Below are 16,565 nucleotides of genomic sequence, written 5' to 3' on the forward strand. Positions count from 1 at the left end.
GACTCAGGGAGAGAACGGGATGGGACTGACCGCGAGGATCCGTACCAGGGACGGATGGGCCGTGTCGCACGCGGTCGTCACGGTGACCGACATGACCGGCGCCCAGGTGCTGCGCGCCGAGGCCGACGCCGAGGGCGCCGTGCGGGACACCACGCCGCTGGCGCCGGGCGCGTACACCGTCATCGTCACGGCCGTCGGCTACGCGCCCGCCGCGTCCAGCGCGATCGTCACCGCGAGCGGGCGGGCCGAGGTCGGCACCGTGACGCTGGCCCGGCAGGGCGGCACCGAGCTGCCGCCGCCCGGTCCGTGGACCATCGACCCGGCGCACTCCAGCGTCGCCGCGGTCGCCCAGCACCTGGGGATCTCCAGCGTGCACGGCCGGTTCACGGACTTCTCCGGCACCATCGAGATCGCCCCGGACGACGTCACCAAGTCCCGCGTGGAGGCGGTGATCAAGGCGGCGTCCATCGACACCGGCAACGGCATGCGCGACGCCCACCTGAGGGCCGCGGACTTCCTGGACGTCGAGCGGTTCCCGGAGATCACCTACCGCTCCACCGGCGTGACGCAGGCCGGCACCGACCGCTGGACCGTCCACGGCGAGCTCGGCCTGCACGGCGTGGTCCGGCCGGTCGACCTGGACCTGGCCTACCTGGGCACCGGCGCCGACCCGTGGGGCGGCACCCGGGCGGCGTTCCGCGCGACGACGGAGCTGCGCCGCGAGGACTTCGCCATGAACTACAACCAGGTCCTCCAGGCCGGCATCGCCGCCATCGGCACCACGCTCAGGGTGGAGCTGGACATCCAGGCCGTGCAGGGCGAGTCACTGCCGGCCGTCTGAACCGGCGCGGGCCGTCCTGGCCACCAGGTCGCTGCACAGGTCGCGCAGTTTGACGTTGGAGTCCTGCGAGATCCGGCGCAGGCGCTCCAGCGCGATCCGGGCGTCGACCCGCTCGCGGGCCATGAGGATGCCGACGGCCTGGTCGATGACGCTGCGGGAGAGCAGGGCGGTGCGCACGTCGGCGGCGGACTGCCGCTGCCGTTCGATGCGCAGGGCGGTGACGACGGCGTCCGCGGCCCGCTCCGCGAAGACCCGCGCCGCGTCGATCCCCTCGCCCAGCGCACCGGGCTCGACGCCGTAGAAGTTGATCGCGGCGCCCGTCTCGCCCTCCACGGCGAGCGGCAGCGCCAGCACACAGCGGACGCCGGCGGCGAGCGCGTACGCCGTGTAGGGCGGCCAGCGGGTCTCCACCGCCAGATCGGCGGCGTACTGGGGGTTCCCCGTCGCGGCGGCGTCCACGCAGGGGCCCGAGCCGTTCTCGTACTGGCGCAGGTCCAGGCCGCGGGGCAGGCCCGAGCTGCCGGCCAGGGTCATCAGCCGGTCGGCGCGACGCACGGTGAGGCTGCACGCGGCCGCGCCGGGGACCTCCCGCACCGCGCGGTCGGTCAGGTCGCGCAGCAGGGTGTCGAGGCCCTGGCTGCGCGCCATCGCCTGATCGAGCGTTTCCGAGGTCTCGGGGGTCTCGGGTCTCATGACCGTACGTGTATCCCCTCAACGCTCGTTGACGCCTCGCCCGGCCGTGGCGTCGTGCGCGTCGACGATGCGGCGGGCGAGGTCGCGCAGTTTCACGTTCTCCCGCTGGGACGCCTTCACCAGGCTCTCGAAGGCGCTCGCCGCGTCGATGTCCTGCCGCTCCATGAGGATGCCGGTGGCCTGGCCGATCAGGTCGCGGGTGCGCATGGCCTCGGTGAGCTGCGCACGCACGGTCGCCGAGTCCAGGGCGATGCCGACGTGCGCGGTGAACAGCCGGCCGATGCGGGTGGCGTTCTCGTCGAAGACCCGCGGCTTGCTGGCGTAGGCCGTCAGCACGGTCAGGCTGCGGCGGTCGGCGCGCAGCCGCAGCGACAGGGCCGACCGCAGGCCGAGGGCGGACAGACCGCCGGTGCCGTCGTCGGCCTCGCTGTCCTCTATCCGCGCCACCGGCGTGGTCCACAGGCGCTCCCAGTGCGAGAGCGGCTCCCGGCCGCCGTGCCGGGACTCGGCGGACCGTACGACCTCGTCGGTCCAGGCGAGGGCGCGGCGCTGGCCGCTGTGCGGGCGGCTGCCGCGCTCGATCACCGAGATGCCGGCGTGCTCGGCGCCGGGCATGAAGCGCACGGCCAGGCGGACGGCGGTACGCAGGGTGCTGTGCGGGGTGGTCGTCTCGTGCAGGTGCCGGGCCGCCGCCGTCAGAGCCTCGGCCAGCTCGACGCCACCGGAACCTTCGGGAAGACGGGGCAAATCACCAAATTCAGACGCAGTCACCACGAACCTCTTCGGCATGCACGGCGGATGAGGCCGTGCGCAGGAGAGCTCCGCAGCACATTCCCGACTGCGAGCACAGGACGGACAGCACTCTAGCTGCTCGGTTGCGCCGGAGTGACGCCCGGCCGACGGTCCGCCTTCCGCACGCGCCGCACCCGTGATGGAATGGCGGATGGGTCAGGAAGCGGCCTATCCGGAATCCGGACGCACGTCTGTCAGGTGAGTCTCCGTGACCTTCCTCCCGAACCCGTGTGAGCCGTGCCCCCCGCCCGGCTGCACCCTGCTCGCCCTGCCCGCCGAGATCGACTTCTGCAACGCCGACGAGGTGCTGGACCTCGTCCTGTCCGCGGTCGGCCCCCACCGCCGCCGGCTGCGGCTCCTCGTCCTGGACCTCACCGGGACCCGGTTCATGGACTCCCAGGGCGTCCGCCTCGTCAACGACGTACGCCTGCGGCTGCACCCCCGCGCCCGGGTCCGGGTCGTGGCGCAGCCGGGCGGCGTGGCCAGCCGCGTCCTGGAGCTGACCGGCCTGCGCCGCGACGTGCCCGTGTACGACAACCTGGCGGAGGCGTTGCGGCCCTAGCCTCCCGGCGCTCCGGTGCCCCGGTGCGTCCGCGGCCTACGCTGATCCCATGGCACCGAACATCGCGACCAACACCCGTGTCTCCCTGGACGAGCTGCTGGACTTCGTGCGGCCCCGGCACCGCGCGATCCTGCTGACCCGGCGGGCCGACGGCGGCCCGCAGGGATCACCGCTGACCTGCGGCGTCGACGACTCGGGCCGGATCGTGGTCTCCACGTACCCGGAACGGGCCAAGACCCGGAACGCCAAGCGGGACCCCAGGGTCTGCGTCATCGTGCTCAGCGACGACTGGAACGGCCCCTGGGTGCAGATCGACGGGACGGCGGAGGTGATCGACGCGCCCGACTCGGTGGAGCCGCTCGTGGAGTACTACCGGAACATCGCCGGCGAGCACCCGGACTGGGACGAGTACCGGCAGGCCATGGTCCGGCAGGGCAAGTCGATCATCCGGATCACGCCGGAGCGCTGGGGTCCGGTGGCGACGGGGGGCTTTCCGGCGCGGCTGGTGGACGGGGAGTAGCCGGTACGGCGGTCATGCCGATAAGGCGGTGCGGCGGTCATGCCGCTCATGCCGGTACGGCGGTCATGCCGGTGCTCAGCCGCGGGCGACCATCGCCTCGATGCCCGCGATCAGCAGGTCCAGCGCGTACGCGAAGTCGCGCTCCATCATCTCCGCCACCGTCTCGCCGCCGCGCGCCGCCATGATCTTCTTGGACTCCTCGATGACCTCGGCCGCCCGCTGGACACCGGTCACCGTGCTCATGGCCTGCCGGAAGTAGTCGTCCGGGCCCATTCCGGTGGCCGCGGCACCGGCGAGGAAGTGGCCCTCCAGCGTGCCGTAGCCGTACACGAACTGGAAGACGGCCGCGATCGCGCTCGTCAGGCGGCTCTCGGGGATGCCGGTCCTGCGCATCACGCGCTGCACGGTGCGGGAGAAGGCGAGGTAGTTCGGGCCGATGTTGAGGTAGACCCCGGCCAGCGGTGACACCCAGGGGTGGCGCACCAGCAGCCCACGGTACTCCCGCGCCAGGGCGCGCAGCTGGTCGCGCCAGTCCTCGTCGGCGTCCGGGTCGGGCAGCCGGAACTCGCCCATCACCGCGTCCAGGGCGAGTTCCAGCAGGTCGTCCTTGGTGTCGACGTACCAGTAGACGGACATCGCCGTGACGTTCAGATCGGCGGCCAGGCGGCGCATGGAGAACCCGGCCAGGCCCTCGGAGTCCAGCAGCCGCACGGTGGCGGCGACGATCCGGTCCCGGTCCAGTCCCGACGGCTGCCCGCCGCCGCGCCCGCCGCGACGGGCCTTCCCCGACAGCCAGACACTGGTCCGCACCGCCCGCTTGGTCTGCTCGGCCGCCTCCGCCATGGCACCTTCCTCGCCTTTTTCGATGCCGGTCATGCTAGGCGCCCCGCCTACGCGAGGAGTGCGCCCCGCCCCGCACGCCTACCCAGCGGACCGGGTCCTCGATCATCAGGGCGAGGGGGATGCGGGCACCGTCCGCTCCGCCCGGCGCAGCAGCACCGCCGCGACCAGCCCGCCGAGCAGCACGGCCACCGCCCCCACCAGCTGGCTGCTCTCCAGGCCGGAGGAGAACGCGTCGGTGATCCGCTCCCGCTCCGCCGCCGAGTCCGCCGAGGCCAGCGCCGCGGGCAGCGAACTGGCCGTCACCGGGACCAGCGCCGCGAACCGCGCGTTGAGCACCGCGCCCAGCACCGCGACGCCCAGCCCGTTGCCGAACTCGGCGAGCGTGCCGTTGATCCCGGCCCCCACCCCCGCCTTCTCCGGCGGGATGGAGCTCATGATGGCGTGCGCCATGGCGGGGCTGGCGATCGCGCACCCCACGCCGATGAGCAGCAGCCCCAGCAGCGTGCCGCCGTAGCCGCCGGAGGCCAGCAGGGCGATCGCCGCCAGGCCGGCCGCCGTCAGCGCCATGCCCAGGGCGATGGAGACGGGCAGGCCCAGCTTGGCCGTCCACTTCGCCGAGAGCCCCGTGAAGTTCAGCACGACGAAGGTGAGCGCCAGCGGCGAGGTCCGCAGGCCGGCCTCCAGTGCGTCGTAGCCGAGGACGAACTGGAGGTGCTGGGTCAGCAGGTACATGGCGCCGGTCATGCCGAACGTGATGAGCACCGCGCCGGAGACCGCGCCCGTGAACCGGCGGTTGCGGAAGAAGTGCATGTCCAGCATCGGGTACGGGATACGGCTCTCCCAGTACGCGAAGACACCGAGGGCCGCGGCCGCCACGGCCGCCGGGACCAGGACCCGCGCCGACGACCAGCCGTGCTCCGGGCCGGAGATGATCGCGAAGACGAGGGACGCCATGCCGATCGTGGAGAGCAGGGCGCCCAGCAGGTCGGGGCGGTCGCCCTGGGGGTTCTTGGACTCGGGGACCAGGGCGACCACGGCGATCAGGCCCAGCGCCGCCACCGGCAGGTTGATCAGGAAGATCGCGCCCCACCAGAAGTGGTTCAGCAGGAAGCCGCCGAGCAGCGGGCCCGCCGCGAAGCCCAGGGAGTTGACGGCGGCCCAGATGCCGATGGCCTTGGGCTGTTCCTCGGGCGTGAATATCTGCATCGCCACGGCGAGAGTGGTGGTCATCAGCAGCGCCCCGCCGATGCCCATGCCGGCCCGGGCCGCGATCAGCTGGCCGGTGGACTGGGCCAGCCCGGCCACCAGCGAACCGAGGCCGAACAGGGCCAGGCCCGCGAACAGCATCTTCTTGCGGCCGTAGCGGTCGGCGGCGTTGCCCGCGGTGAGCAGCAGGCCGGACTGCACCAGCGAGTAGGCGTTGATCATCCACTGGATGTCGGAGGTCGCCGCGTCCATCTCGCGGGTGAGCGAGGGGATGGCGACGTTCAGGACGGTGTTGTCGATCACCACGGTGAGCAGGGCGAGGGAGAGGACACCGAGGATCAGCCAGCGCTGCGGGTGGCCCTGCGGCTGGGGCTGTGGCGTGTGGCCGGGCTCTTCCCGGGCCGGCCCCTGAGCCGGTTCCCGGGCCGGTCCCCGGCCCTCCTGTTCCTGGGGAGACGTCGTCATGCCATACACCGTAGAACAGTTCCCATACGACGTACAAGAGAATTACGGGAGGGGGCGGCGACCGGAGCCGCCGCCCCCTCCCGGCGCACGGAGCCGTCAGCTGTCGTTCACGGGCCGGGTGAGGTCGTAGAAGGTGGCCGAACCGGCCGTCACCTTCTCGAAGTTGTCCTCCACCCAGGAGGTGATCTGCGCGGAGCTGCCCGAGCCGCCGCCCGGGCCGCCGCCCATGCCGCCGCCCGCGATGAAGTAGTGGATCCTGCCGTCCGCCACGTACTCCTTGAACTGGGCCAGGGTCGGCGAGGGATCGGTGCCGTTGAAGCCGCCGATCGCCATGACCGGCTCGCCGGTCGCCAGCTGGTAGCTCGCGGCGTTCTGCGAGCCGACGGCCGCCGCGGCCCAGGTGTACCGGTCGGCGTCGGCCTTCAGCAGCTTCTCGGCCTCGGATCCGACCTGGGCGCCGTTGAGCAGGCCGCCCATACCGCCGCCTCCGGCGCCGCCGCCCGCCCGGCCGCCCTCGCCGGCCGGGCCGCCGCCCGGGAGTCCGTTGCCAGGCAGTCCGTTGCCAGGCAGTCCGTTGCCAGGCCGGCCCTGTCCCTGGCCTTGCCCGTTGCCGCCGCCCTGTCCCTGTCCCTGGCCTTGTCCCGGCATCCCCCCGCCGGGGAAGCCGCCGCCCCCGGGGCCACCTGTCGGACCGCCCATCGGACCGCCCTCACGGCCTGCGCCCGGCGCGCCGCCCGGGCCGCCGCCCCGCATGCTCGCGCCCGCCGGACCCGCCGTCACGATGGAGCCGCTGTGGCCCACCTGGACCGTGCTGACGGTGTACGCCGTCGGCCCGGCCAGCGCGGCCACCAGGCCGAGCCCCGCCACGGCGAGCGCCGCCCGGCGTCCCAGCCGCCCCGCGAAGACCAGCCCCAGGGCGCCGGCCAGGCCGCCGACGAGGACCAGCCACCTCAGCCACGGCAGATAGCCGGGCGTGCGGTCGAGCAGGACGTATCCCCAGGCCGCGGTCGCGGTGAGGGCGGCGGCGAGGGTGAGCGACGCCCCCGTCGAGCCGCGCCGCTCCCACAGGGCCGCCGCGCCCATGCCGACGACGGCCGCCAGGTAGGGGGCGAGGGCCACCGTGTAGTACTGGTGGAAGATGCCCGCCATGTAGCTGAAGACGGCCATGGTCGTCAGCAGCGAACCGCCCCACACCAGGAACGCGCCGCGCACCGGGTCGGTCCGGCCGGACGTCCTGGTGAGGACCAGGCCCGCGACGAGCAGGACCAGCGCCGCCGGCAGCAGCCAGCTGATCTGGCCGCCGATCTCGGCGTTGAACATCCGGTCCCAGCCGGTCTCCCCCCACTGGCCGCCGCCCGCACCGCCGCCCGGGCCGCCACCGCCGCCGACGCTGCCGGTCTCCTCGCCGTTCAGCCGGCCCAGGCCGTTGTAGCCGAAGGTCAGCTCCAGGAAGCTGTTGTGCTGCGAGCCGCCGATGTACGGGCGGGAGGAGGCGGGCCACAGCTCGACGATCGCGACCCACCAGCCGCCGGAGACCACCAGCGCCACGGTCGCCAGTGCCAGCTGGGCCAGCCGCTTGCGCAGCCGCACCGGGGCGCACACCCCGTAGACGAGGGCGAGGGCCGGCAGGATCAGGAACGCCTGGAGCGTCTTGGCGAGGAACGCGAAGCCGATCGCGGCCCCGGCCCACACCAGCCACTTGGTGCGGCCGTCCTCCAGGGCCCGCACGACCAGGTGGCAGGCGACGGACATCAGCAGCGCCAGCAGCGCGTCCGGGTTGTTGAACCGGAACATCAGCGCCGCCACCGGCGTCAGCGCCAGCACCGCGCCCGCGAGCAGCCCCGCGCCGGGGCCGGACCGGCGCCGCACGGCGGCGTACACGACCGCCACCGTGCCGACGCCCATCAGCACCTGGGGGGCGAGGATGGCCCACGCGTTCAGCCCGAACGCCCGCACCGACAGCGCCATCGGCCACAACGCGGCCGGGGGCTTGTCGACGGTGATGGCGTTGGACGCGTCCAGCGAGCCGAAGAAGAACGCCTTCCAGGACCGGCTGCCCGCCTGCACGGCCGCCGAGTAGAAGGAGTTGGCGTACCCGGAGGCGCTCAGGCCGTACAGGTAGAGCAGGCCGGTGGCCAGCAGCAGGGCGAGGAAGGCCGGGCGCGCCCAGCGGGGGTCCTCCGGCCGGCCGCGCCACAGCCGCCGCGGCGGGGACGGCCGTCCGGCCTCCGGCGGCGGGGCCGAGGGGGTGGGCGGGGCATCCCCCGGCAGGGCCGTCGGGGCGTGGTGTGGGGTCATCGTGCGTCCCTGGGGTCGGCGTCGGCGTGGAACCGGTTCGGCTGGTGCGGGGCGGGCGGTGTCTGCGGGAACACCCACGCCCGGAAGAGCAGGAAGCGCAGCACGGTGGCCGCGAGGTTGGCGGCGATCAGCACCGCCAGTTCGGTGGAGTGCGCGGGCTCGGCCGACGCCGCGTCCAGCGCGGCGAGCGAGCCGCTGGTCAGGACCAGGCCGATGGCGAAGACCACCAGCCCCTGCGCCTGGTGCCGTACGACGCCGCCCCGGCCGCGCACCCCGAAGGTCAGCCGCCGGTTGGCGGCGGTGTTGGCGACCGCGGAGACCAGCAGGGCGAGCGCGTTGGCGGCCTGCGCGCCGACGGCCAGGCGGAAGCCGCTGTAGAGCAGGAGGTAGAAGAGGGTGGACAGGGCGCCGACGACGCAGAAGCCGACGAGCTGCCGGGCCAGGCCGCCGGGTACGTCCTCGATCTCCCGGTCGCGCGGGTCGTCACCGAAGGGCCGGGCCAGCCGGTCCAGCGGCAGCGCGCCGGTGGCCAGGGCCTTGCCGATCCGCCACACGCCCTTGAGGTCCTCGGTGGCCGTCTGCACGATGTGCACGGTCGAGTCGGGGTCGTCGACCCAGTCGACCGGCACCTCGTGGATCCTGAGCCCCGCCCGCTCGGCGAGCACCAGCAGCTCCGTGTCGAAGAACCAGCCGGTGTCCTCCACCAGCGGCAGCAGCACCTGCGCCACGTCCCGGCGTATCGCCTTGAAACCGCACTGGGCGTCGGAGAAACGGGCCTGGAGCGAGCCGCGCAGGATGAGGTTGTAGGTGCGGGAGACGAACTCCCGCCTGGCGCCGCGCACCACCCGCGCGCTGCGGGCCAGCCGGGAGCCGATCGCGAGGTCGGAGTGGCCGGAGATCAGCGGGGCGACCAGCGGCAGCAGGGCGTTGAGGTCGGTGGACAGGTCGACGTCCATGTAGGCGAGGACCGGGGCGTCCGAGGCCGACCAGACGGTGCGCAGGGCCCGGCCGCGGCCCTTCTGCTCCAGCCGCACCGACCGCACCCGGTCGATCCGCTCCGCCAGCCGCGCCGCCACCTGCGGCGTGGAGTCCGTGGAGGCGTTGTCGGCGATCGTGATGCGGAACCCGTACGGGAAGGTGCGCACGAGATGCTCGTGCAGCCTGCTCACGCACGGCCCGAGGTCCTTCTCCTCGTTGTAGACGGGGATCACTACGTCCAGGACAGGCGTGCCGGCTGCCGCGGCCGGGAGGTGCTCCCGCGCCGGCAGGGTGCCGGGAGAAGAGTCGGTTCGCATGGACCGACTCTCCTCACCTCCCCTGTCGCGCCCGTGTGGTGAGGCTGTGGTGCGCCTGTGAGCCGTCCTGGCGCGCCGTGGGAGCCGGACGGTGTGACGCGGAGGCCGGGTGATGCTCCGTGGGGTCCAAGGGGTGTGACGCGAAGGCCGGGCGATGCACCGTGGGGTCCAAGGGGTGTGACGCGAAGGCCGGGCGATACGCCGTGGAGGCCAGGGGGTGTGACGCGAAGGCCGGAGGATGCGCCGTGGGAGCCGGAAGGTCTGCCGGGAGGGCCGGGGAGTCTGCCAAGTGAGCCGGGGAGTCTGCCGGGAGGGCCGGGGAGTCTGCCAAGTGAGCCGGTGAGTCTGCCGGGAGGGCCGGGAGGCGCACGGTGAACACCGTCCTCCCGGGCACGCTGTCCACGGTCACGGCACCACCGTGCGCGGCCGTCACGGCCCGCACGATCGCCAGGCCCAGACCGGTCGAGCCGGTGGCGCGGCTGCGCGCCGAGTCGCCCCGCGCGAACCGTTCGAAGACGTGCGGGAGCAGCGCGGGCGGGATGCCCGGACCGTCGTCCTCGACGTCCACGCACAGCCACGCGCCGCGGTGGCGCACGCGCGCGGTGACGGTCGTCCCGGGCGGGGTGTGGGTGCGGGCGTTGGCCAGCAGGTTGACCAGGACCTGCTGGAGCCGGGCCGGGTCGGCCGACGCGGGCGCCGGTTCGTCGGGCAGGTCGAGCCGCCAGATGTGGCCCGGGCCGGCCGCGCGGGCGTCGCTGACGGTGTCCACGACCAGCGGTACGAGGTCGGTCCGCTCGAACCGCAGGGGCCGCCCGGCGTCCAGGCGGGCGAGCAGCAGCAGGTCCTCGACGAGGAGGCTCATCCGCGCGGCCTCGGACTCGATCCGGCCCAGGGCGTGCCGGGTGTCGGGACCGACCTCTTCCCCGCCGCGCCGGGTCAGTTCGGCGTACCCGCGGATGGAGGCCAGGGGCGTACGCAGCTCGTGGCCGGCGTCCGCGACGAACTGCCGTACCCGCGTCTCGCTGCGCTGGCGGGCGTGGAGCGCGCCGTGCACGTGGTCCAGCATCCGGTTGAGCGCGGCGCCGACCCGGCCGACCTCGGTGTGCGGGTCGCACTCGGACTCCGGGACACGCTCGTCGAGGTTCACCTCCCCTGTGTGCAGGGGGAGTTCGGCCACGCGGGTGGCGGTGTCGGCGACCCGGCGCAGGGGCCGGGTGGCGACGCCGACGATGACGGTGCCGGCGAGGGAGGCGGCGACGAGACCGGCGGCGGTGACACTGGCCTCGATGAGGAGGAGCGTGCTGAGGGTGCCGTCGACCTGGGCGGTCGGGATGGCCACGTAGAAGTCGCCGTCGACGCCGTACGCGTACCGGACGAGGTATCCGCCCAGCCCCGGCAGGTCCACGGCGTGCGGGCGGCCGTCCCGGGCGACGGCGGTCAGCGCCTCGGTCTGCTCCCCGGTGAGCGCCTCGGCGTCGATCTGCAGGTCCACGGTGGACTTCTTCCCGACCTCGGCCTCGGTGACGGTGCCGTCCTCGATCCGGGCCACGAGGGTGCCGCTGGGCTGCGGGCCCTTGGTGACGAAGTCGGTGAGATCGATCCGCTCGGCCCGCCGCCCGGGCGGAACGGCGCCGCCCTGCGGGGCGCCGGGCGGGCCGAACTTCCCGGACGCCCGCGCCGCCACCTCCCTCAGCTGCCCGTCCAGCTGCTCGTACAGGTGCGAGCGCAGCGCCAGCGTGGTCACGGTGCCGATCACCGCGCAGACCACGGCGATCAGCACCACCGACACGACGACCAGCCGCGTCCGCAACGTACGCGGTGCCCGCGGCGCCCGCGGCGCCCGCGCCCGCCGCCGCCAGGGCCGCCGCCCCGTCCTCACGCCGCGGGCTTGATCAGGTAACCGGCGCCGCGCCGGGTGTGGATCATCGGCTCCCGCCCGGCGTCGATCTTCCGCCGCAGGTAGGAGATGTACAGCTCGACGACGTTGGCCTGGCCGCCGAAGTCGTAGGACCACACCCGGTCGAGGATCTGCGCCTTGCTGAGCACCCGGCGCGGATTGCGCATCAGGAAGCGCAGCAGCTCGAACTCGGTGGCGGTCAGGTGGATGCTGTCCCCGCCCCGGGTGACCTCGTGGCTGTCCTCGTCGAGGGTGAGATCGCCGACGACCAGCACCGAGTCGGCGCGGCGGTCGGCGGCACCGGAGCGGCGGATCAGCCCGCGCAGCCGGGCGACGACCTCCTCCAGGCTGAACGGCTTGGTGACGTAGTCGTCCCCGCCGGCGGTCAGCCCGGCGATACGGTCCTCCACGGCGTCCTTGGCGGTCAGGAACAGCACCGGCACGTCGGGCAGTTCGCGGCGCAGCCGCCCGAGCACGGAGAGCCCGTCCATGTCGGGCAGCATCATGTCCAGCACGACCGCGTCGGGCCGGAACGCGCGCGCCGTCCGGAGCGCGCCGTGCCCGTCCCCGGCCGTGCGGATCTGCCAGCCCTCGTAGCGCAGGGCCATGGACAGCAGCTCGGTGATCGACAGTTCGTCGTCCACCACCAGCACCCGGACGGGGCTCCCGTCCGGCCTCAGCAGTTCGGTGCGCCCCTGGGGCGAGGTCGTGGTCATGCCGTCCACGGTGTCGGGGCGCTCTGAGAAGGCTCTTTCGGCAACCTGTGATTTCTCTGAGAAACCGGCGCCCCCGGAACCGGGAGACCGAGGAGCCGGCGTCCCCGGAACCGGGAGACCGAGGAGCCGGTGATCCCGGAACCGGGAGACCGAGGAGCCGGCGTCCCCGGAACCGGGAGACCGAGGAGCCGATCCCGGCGCCGACGGTCAGAAGAGCCCGTCCTGAACCCCCTGCCCCTGCCTGAACTCCCGTACGGGAACGCCGGACCACTCCCCCGTGGCGGGCACGAGCTCCCACCCGGCCAGCAGCCGCGTGTCGAGGACGACGACCCCGCGCCGGGTCGCCAGGTGCAGGTCCGGCCCGGCCGCCGCCACCAGCTCACCGCCGACCCTGCCGCCCGCCACCAGCTCGGTCACCTCACCGACCGCGGCCGGCACGCCCGCGAGCCCGAAGACGCCGACGTGGTCCACGGCCGCGAACGGCTCCCACGCGAGCGACTCCGGCCGGCCGCCGAGCGCCACCGCCCGCGCGTGCAGCTCCGCGAGCTCGGCCGCGCGCTCCGCCGCCGTCGCCGGCAGCACGGACCGCACCGCCCGCTTCTCGCCGTAGGGAATCCGGTCCGGCACCCGCAGCGCGGCCCGCAGCAGCTCCTCGGTGCGCCGCGCGGCCATCAGGGGCCCGCGCCCCAGCCAGCCGAAGCAGATCGCCCCCTGCTCCAGCAGCCGGGCCGGCCCCCGCTCCAGGGCGGTGATCCCGACCTTGGTCATACCGGGCCCGAACCACGCCAGGTAGACGCGGTACGGCCGCGGATCGTCCGCGAGCGTGTCGGCGGCCACCGAGTGCGCCCGGTCCAGCCGCGCGCACTCCGCGCACCGCGCCCCCGTGCTCCGCCCCGCCACGGCCGCGCGCAGCGGACACGCGTGCCCCCGCGCTCCCACGCACGTCCGCACACCCCCTTCCGCGACCCCGAAAGAAACCCGCTTCCCCCAGGTCAGCGCGGTGCGCCGCCCACCGTCCCACACCAGCTCGGGACCGCGCGCCGACCATCGCAGCCCCGAACACGTCCATGCCCGTGCCATCTCCTCCGAGAGTAGGCGCCGCCACTGACAACACCCTCCGCGCACCACCCGAACCCCGGCGGCACCGGAGGGACCGGAGGGCCCGACGGAGGCAGACCGGTACCGGAGGGACCGGCGAACCCGTCGGAGGCAGACCGGTACCGGAGGGACCGGCGAACCCGTCGGGAGCAGACCGACACCACGGCACGAACGCCCGCAGACGGAGGAGGACGGACGCGAACGGATGTGGCCGGATGCGGACGGATGCGGACGGAGGCAGTTACCGGCCCACGGTGTCGGCCCGGACCGGCATGACGAGGGTGCTGAAACTGCCCTGGTCCGCGGAGCGCACGAGGACGGGCCGGTCCGGCGCCGCGATCTCCAGCAGCGCATCGGGCCCCACGCCCGTCTCGACCGCCGCGAGGAGAACCCGCGGATCGAAGGCGACACACGGCACCGGCGCCCCCGTACAGATCGCCGGCAACTCCCGGGGGGCCGCCCCCCCCCCCGCGGCACGAGGAAGAGCCGCTCGTCGTCGGCACGCACGGCGACCGGATCTCCGCCGGACGCCATCTCGGCGAGGGCCGCGCAGAGCGCCGGCCGGTCCGTGACGATCCGGTGCCGGACGGCCGGCAGCCCGTCGAGGACCAGCCGGTACTCCGGGAACGTCCCGTCGTCGACCGGCAGTTCCCACACCTCGTCCGTCCCGTCCCCGCTGCGGAGCCGGGCCCCCCGCCGGTCGGCCTCCAGGACGACCTCCGCCCGCCGCAGAGCCCAGGCCGCGGCGTCCCGCAGACCGGAGACACCGACCAGCACCCGGCAGACCTCCCCCTCCGCACCCCTCTCCGCTCCCTCTTCCGCGGACAGGGGCCGCAAAAGGCGCGCACCGACAGGCGGTAACGGTCCGTGGCGACCAGGCGCACCTCCTGCCGGTCGAGCTCGATGAGCACACAGCCCAGTACGGGAAACTCCTCACACGCCGGAGGCACCGCCACCGCCGGCGCGACCTGCCGCACCGCGCCCGCCAGCTCCGCTCCCCCGAGCCTGACCCGGGCACCGTGCCCCCACCCGCCCGCACCCTCCACGTTCGTACCCTCCACCACGTCGCGCAAGATCTCCTCGATCACCGTCCGGGTCACCTCCGCCGTCTCCCGCACCCGCCGCGCATGCGCCTCCAGTACCGCGCGGGCCTGCTCACCACCCCCGCCGAGCACCACGCAGACATCGGTGAGCGGCATCCCGGCCTCCCGCATCCGCCGCACGAGCACGGCCCGTGACTCCTGGTCCGGGGCGTAGTAGCGGTACCCGGTGGCCCCGTCCACCCGGACCGGCCGCAACACCCCGCAGTCGTCGTAGAACCGCAGCGCGCTCGGCGCCAGCCCCACCCGGCGCGCGAAGGCACCGATGCTCATCAGCGTGTCGCCGTCTTCCATGCCGGCGATTGTCGAGTCTCAAGCGGCTCGAAGGTCAACACCGGCCGTCACCCTCGCAAGCGAACTCGCCCCTCGCTCCGGCACGGAACACTGCACGCGGAATCCCCCGGACAGCACCCCTCGAAATTCATCGAGAATCCCCACGCGCAAGACCCCAACCGACTCGATTTCCATTCCGCCCGCCCACACTCCGACCGACAACGAATAGGCCCTGGCGCCGGCAAACGCCGCCCTTCAGCCCTGATCCCGGCCCTGCCCCCGTCCTCGCCCCCGGAAACCACCCACACCGGAATGACATGAGTCACAGAAAAAGCACAGCACGGTGAACAACCATCCCCATCTGCCCCCTTCATCCAGACGGAAAACCGCCAGGCACGGCCACGATCCCCAAAAAAACATCCCCCCATTCCTTTACTCGGGCCATAAACTCACCGCGATTAAGGACGCCCTGTACACACTTCTCAGGGGACGCCCTCCTTTGCCTCCCCTCGAAGAAAGGTCACACGTGAAGCTCTGCCGTCCCCTCGCCGTGGCCGCCGCCCTCGCGGTGACCACGCCCGTCGCGCTGTTCACCGCCACTCCGGCACTCGCCTCCGGGACGCCCGCGGCGCAGACACGGAACCAGCCGACGTACGCGGAGCTGGAAAAGGCCGCCGCCGACGCGAAGAAGGCATATGAGGAAGCCGTCGCCGCCGAGGCGGAAGGGCGGAAGAAGGTCGAGGCCACCCTGGCCTCCCTGGACTCCGACACGCACCCGCTCAAGGCGGCCGTGATCGCCGCGGACAAGGCGGCCGGGGAAGCGGCCGATGCCAAGGCCGCTGCCGAGAAGGCCGTCGCGGACGCCGAGGCCGGGCTCGAAGCGGCCGAGGGCGACGCCGGGAAGACCGAGGAGGCACGGCAGGCCCTCGAAGCCGCCGAAGCCGCTCTGGCGGAGGCGGTCAGGGCCGCGCAGGAGGCCGACGCCGCGGCCGAGAAGGCCGACACCGCGCTGGACGACGCCAGGGTGGCGGCCGTCCGCGAGTACGGCACGGTCAAGGACGCCCTCAAGAAGGCCCTCGAAGCCAAGGAGAACGCCGAAGCGGCCTTCGCCGCCGCCAAGGAGTGCGTCCGTGAGGACGGGCTGACCTCGCTCGCGGTGGGGCTGCCGTCGAAGGCCGTCGCGGGGAGCACCGTCGATTTCACCCTGCGCGTGACCAACGGAACCGAGCGCACGCTGACGGTGGACCCTCTGGTGTTCTTCCACGTGGAGGGAGAACACAGCGGTGAGAAGAGCCGGCTGGAGGTGGAGTGGTCCAACGGCTCGGGCCGGCAGCCCCTCGGCGGCAACGAGCCCAAGCACATCGCGCACATCGACACCATGAAGCCGGGCGAGCAGAGCGACGTGAAGCTGCGGATGAAGGTCGGCTCCACGGCCCAGGCCGCCGATGCCTACGCCCTGTTCGCCGGCGACGCCTCCGACGCGTACAACCCCTGCGTCCTGGGCCCGATGAAGCGCTACGACTTCGCACTCCTGCCCGCGGGCAGCAAGCCCGGCACGGTCGACGAGGCCAAGCCCGGCCGGCCCGGCGAGAACGACGACAAGCGACCGGGTGCCGCGACCCCGAGCACAAACCCGGGCCCCTCGGCCCAGGGCGGCACGCCCAAGCAGACAACGGCCACCAGCACCAGCACCAGCACCAGCACCAGCACCAGCGGCAACCTCGCCGAAACCGGTACGTCCTCCGCGACGGCGCCGCTCGCCCTCGCGAGCGCCGTCACCCTCGCACTCGGCGCCGGAACGGTTCTCGTCGTACGCCGCCGCCGCAAGGCCGCGGACGACATCTGACACGGGGCACCGCCCCTCGCAGACGCCGACGAACGCACCCCTGCTTCCCGAGCGGGGGCAGGACGAAGGCAGAAACAAAAGCCAGGGGGCCCTGCGGACCGGTCGGCGGCGGCCACACCG

The 16,565-nt window shown here is 73.5% G+C and carries 14 protein-coding genes and 1 pseudogene; 4 read left to right on the forward strand and 11 right to left on the reverse strand.

Going from position 1 to position 16,565, the window contains the following annotated elements:
• Window positions 1–19: 19 nt before the first annotated feature.
• Window positions 20–841: a YceI family protein gene (locus ABZ340_RS18670; RefSeq protein WP_358782859.1), complete on the forward strand. Its 822-nt coding sequence runs from the start codon at window positions 20–22 to the stop codon at window positions 839–841.
• On the opposite strand, the gene ABZ340_RS18675 is transcribed toward ABZ340_RS18670, so the two are convergent.
• Both ABZ340_RS18675 and ABZ340_RS18680 read right to left on the reverse strand, forming a co-directional pair.
• The gene (locus ABZ340_RS18675; RefSeq protein ID WP_358782860.1) at window positions 824–1,534 is read right to left on the reverse strand and encodes a GAF and ANTAR domain-containing protein; all 711 of its coding nucleotides are present in this window, start codon (window positions 1,532–1,534) and stop codon (window positions 824–826) included. The genes ABZ340_RS18670 and ABZ340_RS18675 overlap by 18 nt on opposite strands.
• A gap of 18 nt (window positions 1,535–1,552) precedes the next feature.
• Window positions 1,553–2,323, reverse strand: coding sequence for a GAF and ANTAR domain-containing protein (locus ABZ340_RS18680; protein ID WP_358782861.1), 771 nt, complete (start codon window positions 2,321–2,323; stop codon window positions 1,553–1,555).
• Window positions 2,324–2,534: 211 nt separating this feature from the next.
• On the opposite strand from ABZ340_RS18680, the gene ABZ340_RS18685 reads away from it, so the two are divergent.
• A complete protein-coding gene (locus ABZ340_RS18685; RefSeq protein ID WP_358782862.1) occupies window positions 2,535–2,888 on the forward strand; it encodes an STAS domain-containing protein in 354 nt (117 codons plus the stop codon).
• A 49-nt stretch (window positions 2,889–2,937) separates the two neighbouring features.
• A complete protein-coding gene (locus tag ABZ340_RS18690; protein WP_358782863.1) occupies window positions 2,938–3,408 on the forward strand; it encodes a PPOX class F420-dependent oxidoreductase in 471 nt (156 codons plus the stop codon).
• A gap of 75 nt (window positions 3,409–3,483) precedes the next feature.
• Here the strand turns inward: ABZ340_RS18690 and ABZ340_RS18695 are convergent, their stop codons facing one another.
• The 9 genes and pseudogenes from ABZ340_RS18695 to ABZ340_RS18735 all read right to left on the reverse strand — a co-directional run.
• Window positions 3,484–4,251 (reverse strand): TetR/AcrR family transcriptional regulator, encoded by a 768-nt coding sequence (locus tag ABZ340_RS18695; RefSeq protein WP_358782924.1) that lies wholly within the window; start codon window positions 4,249–4,251, stop codon window positions 3,484–3,486.
• A 105-nt stretch (window positions 4,252–4,356) separates the two neighbouring features.
• Complete coding sequence (locus ABZ340_RS18700) at window positions 4,357–5,922, reverse strand: MFS transporter (protein ID WP_358782864.1); 1,566 nt, start codon at window positions 5,920–5,922, stop codon at window positions 4,357–4,359.
• 96 nt (window positions 5,923–6,018) lie between these two features.
• Window positions 6,019–8,220, reverse strand: a complete 2,202-nt coding sequence (locus tag ABZ340_RS18705; RefSeq protein ID WP_358782865.1) for a glycosyltransferase family 39 protein — start codon at window positions 8,218–8,220, stop codon at window positions 6,019–6,021.
• Window positions 8,217–9,515: a glycosyltransferase gene (locus ABZ340_RS18710; RefSeq protein ID WP_358782866.1), complete on the reverse strand. Its 1,299-nt coding sequence runs from the start codon at window positions 9,513–9,515 to the stop codon at window positions 8,217–8,219. The genes ABZ340_RS18705 and ABZ340_RS18710 overlap by 4 nt, the downstream gene beginning before the upstream one ends.
• 13 nt (window positions 9,516–9,528) lie before the next feature.
• Entirely contained in the window at window positions 9,529–11,394 is a 1,866-nt protein-coding gene (locus ABZ340_RS18715; RefSeq protein WP_358782867.1) for an ATP-binding protein, read from the reverse strand.
• Window positions 11,391–12,128, reverse strand: coding sequence for a response regulator transcription factor (locus ABZ340_RS18720; protein ID WP_358782868.1), 738 nt, complete (start codon window positions 12,126–12,128; stop codon window positions 11,391–11,393). The genes ABZ340_RS18715 and ABZ340_RS18720 overlap by 4 nt, the downstream gene beginning before the upstream one ends.
• A 207-nt stretch (window positions 12,129–12,335) precedes the next feature.
• A complete protein-coding gene (locus tag ABZ340_RS18725) occupies window positions 12,336–13,208 on the reverse strand; it encodes a DUF2797 domain-containing protein (RefSeq protein ID WP_358782869.1) in 873 nt (290 codons plus the stop codon).
• 259 nt (window positions 13,209–13,467) lie between these two features.
• On the reverse strand, window positions 13,468–13,644 hold the full coding sequence (locus tag ABZ340_RS18730) for a hypothetical protein (RefSeq protein WP_358782930.1): 177 nt from the start codon (window positions 13,642–13,644) through the stop codon (window positions 13,468–13,470).
• Window positions 13,645–14,467: 823 nt separating this feature from the next.
• A pseudogene (locus ABZ340_RS18735) lies at window positions 14,468–14,620 on the reverse strand (MerR family DNA-binding transcriptional regulator); the annotation flags it as partial.
• A 505-nt stretch (window positions 14,621–15,125) separates the two neighbouring features.
• Here ABZ340_RS18735 and ABZ340_RS18740 point away from each other — a divergent pair.
• The gene (locus ABZ340_RS18740) at window positions 15,126–16,445 is read left to right on the forward strand and encodes an LAETG motif-containing sortase-dependent surface protein (RefSeq protein ID WP_358782870.1); all 1,320 of its coding nucleotides are present in this window, start codon (window positions 15,126–15,128) and stop codon (window positions 16,443–16,445) included.
• The last annotated feature ends 120 nt before the right edge of the window (window positions 16,446–16,565 follow it).

The sequence above is a fragment of the Streptomyces sp. NPDC006134 genome (assembly GCF_040628835.1).
Lineage (GTDB): Bacteria > Actinomycetota > Actinomycetes > Streptomycetales > Streptomycetaceae > Streptomyces.

What these genes read in the sequence shown, in the direction of transcription:
- ABZ340_RS18680 (WP_358782861.1), bottom strand. Translation starts at nt 2,323, where the DNA reads ATGCCGAAGAGGTTCGTGGTGACTGCGTCTGAATTTGGTGATTTGCCC.
- ABZ340_RS18720 (WP_358782868.1), bottom strand. Translation starts at nt 12,128, where the DNA reads ATGACCACGACCTCGCCCCAGGGGCGCACCGAACTGCTGAGGCCGGAC.
- ABZ340_RS18670 (WP_358782859.1), top strand. Translation starts at nt 20, where the DNA reads ATGGGACTGACCGCGAGGATCCGTACCAGGGACGGATGGGCCGTGTCG.
- ABZ340_RS18695 (WP_358782924.1), bottom strand. Translation starts at nt 4,251, where the DNA reads ATGGCGGAGGCGGCCGAGCAGACCAAGCGGGCGGTGCGGACCAGTGTC.
- ABZ340_RS18705 (WP_358782865.1), bottom strand. Translation starts at nt 8,220, where the DNA reads ATGACCCCACACCACGCCCCGACGGCCCTGCCGGGGGATGCCCCGCCC.
- ABZ340_RS18710 (WP_358782866.1), bottom strand. Translation starts at nt 9,515, where the DNA reads ATGCGAACCGACTCTTCTCCCGGCACCCTGCCGGCGCGGGAGCACCTC.
- ABZ340_RS18690 (WP_358782863.1), top strand. Translation starts at nt 2,938, where the DNA reads ATGGCACCGAACATCGCGACCAACACCCGTGTCTCCCTGGACGAGCTG.
- ABZ340_RS18725 (WP_358782869.1), bottom strand. Translation starts at nt 13,208, where the DNA reads ATGGCACGGGCATGGACGTGTTCGGGGCTGCGATGGTCGGCGCGCGGT.
- ABZ340_RS18675 (WP_358782860.1), bottom strand. Translation starts at nt 1,534, where the DNA reads ATGAGACCCGAGACCCCCGAGACCTCGGAAACGCTCGATCAGGCGATG.
- ABZ340_RS18700 (WP_358782864.1), bottom strand. Translation starts at nt 5,922, where the DNA reads ATGACGACGTCTCCCCAGGAACAGGAGGGCCGGGGACCGGCCCGGGAA.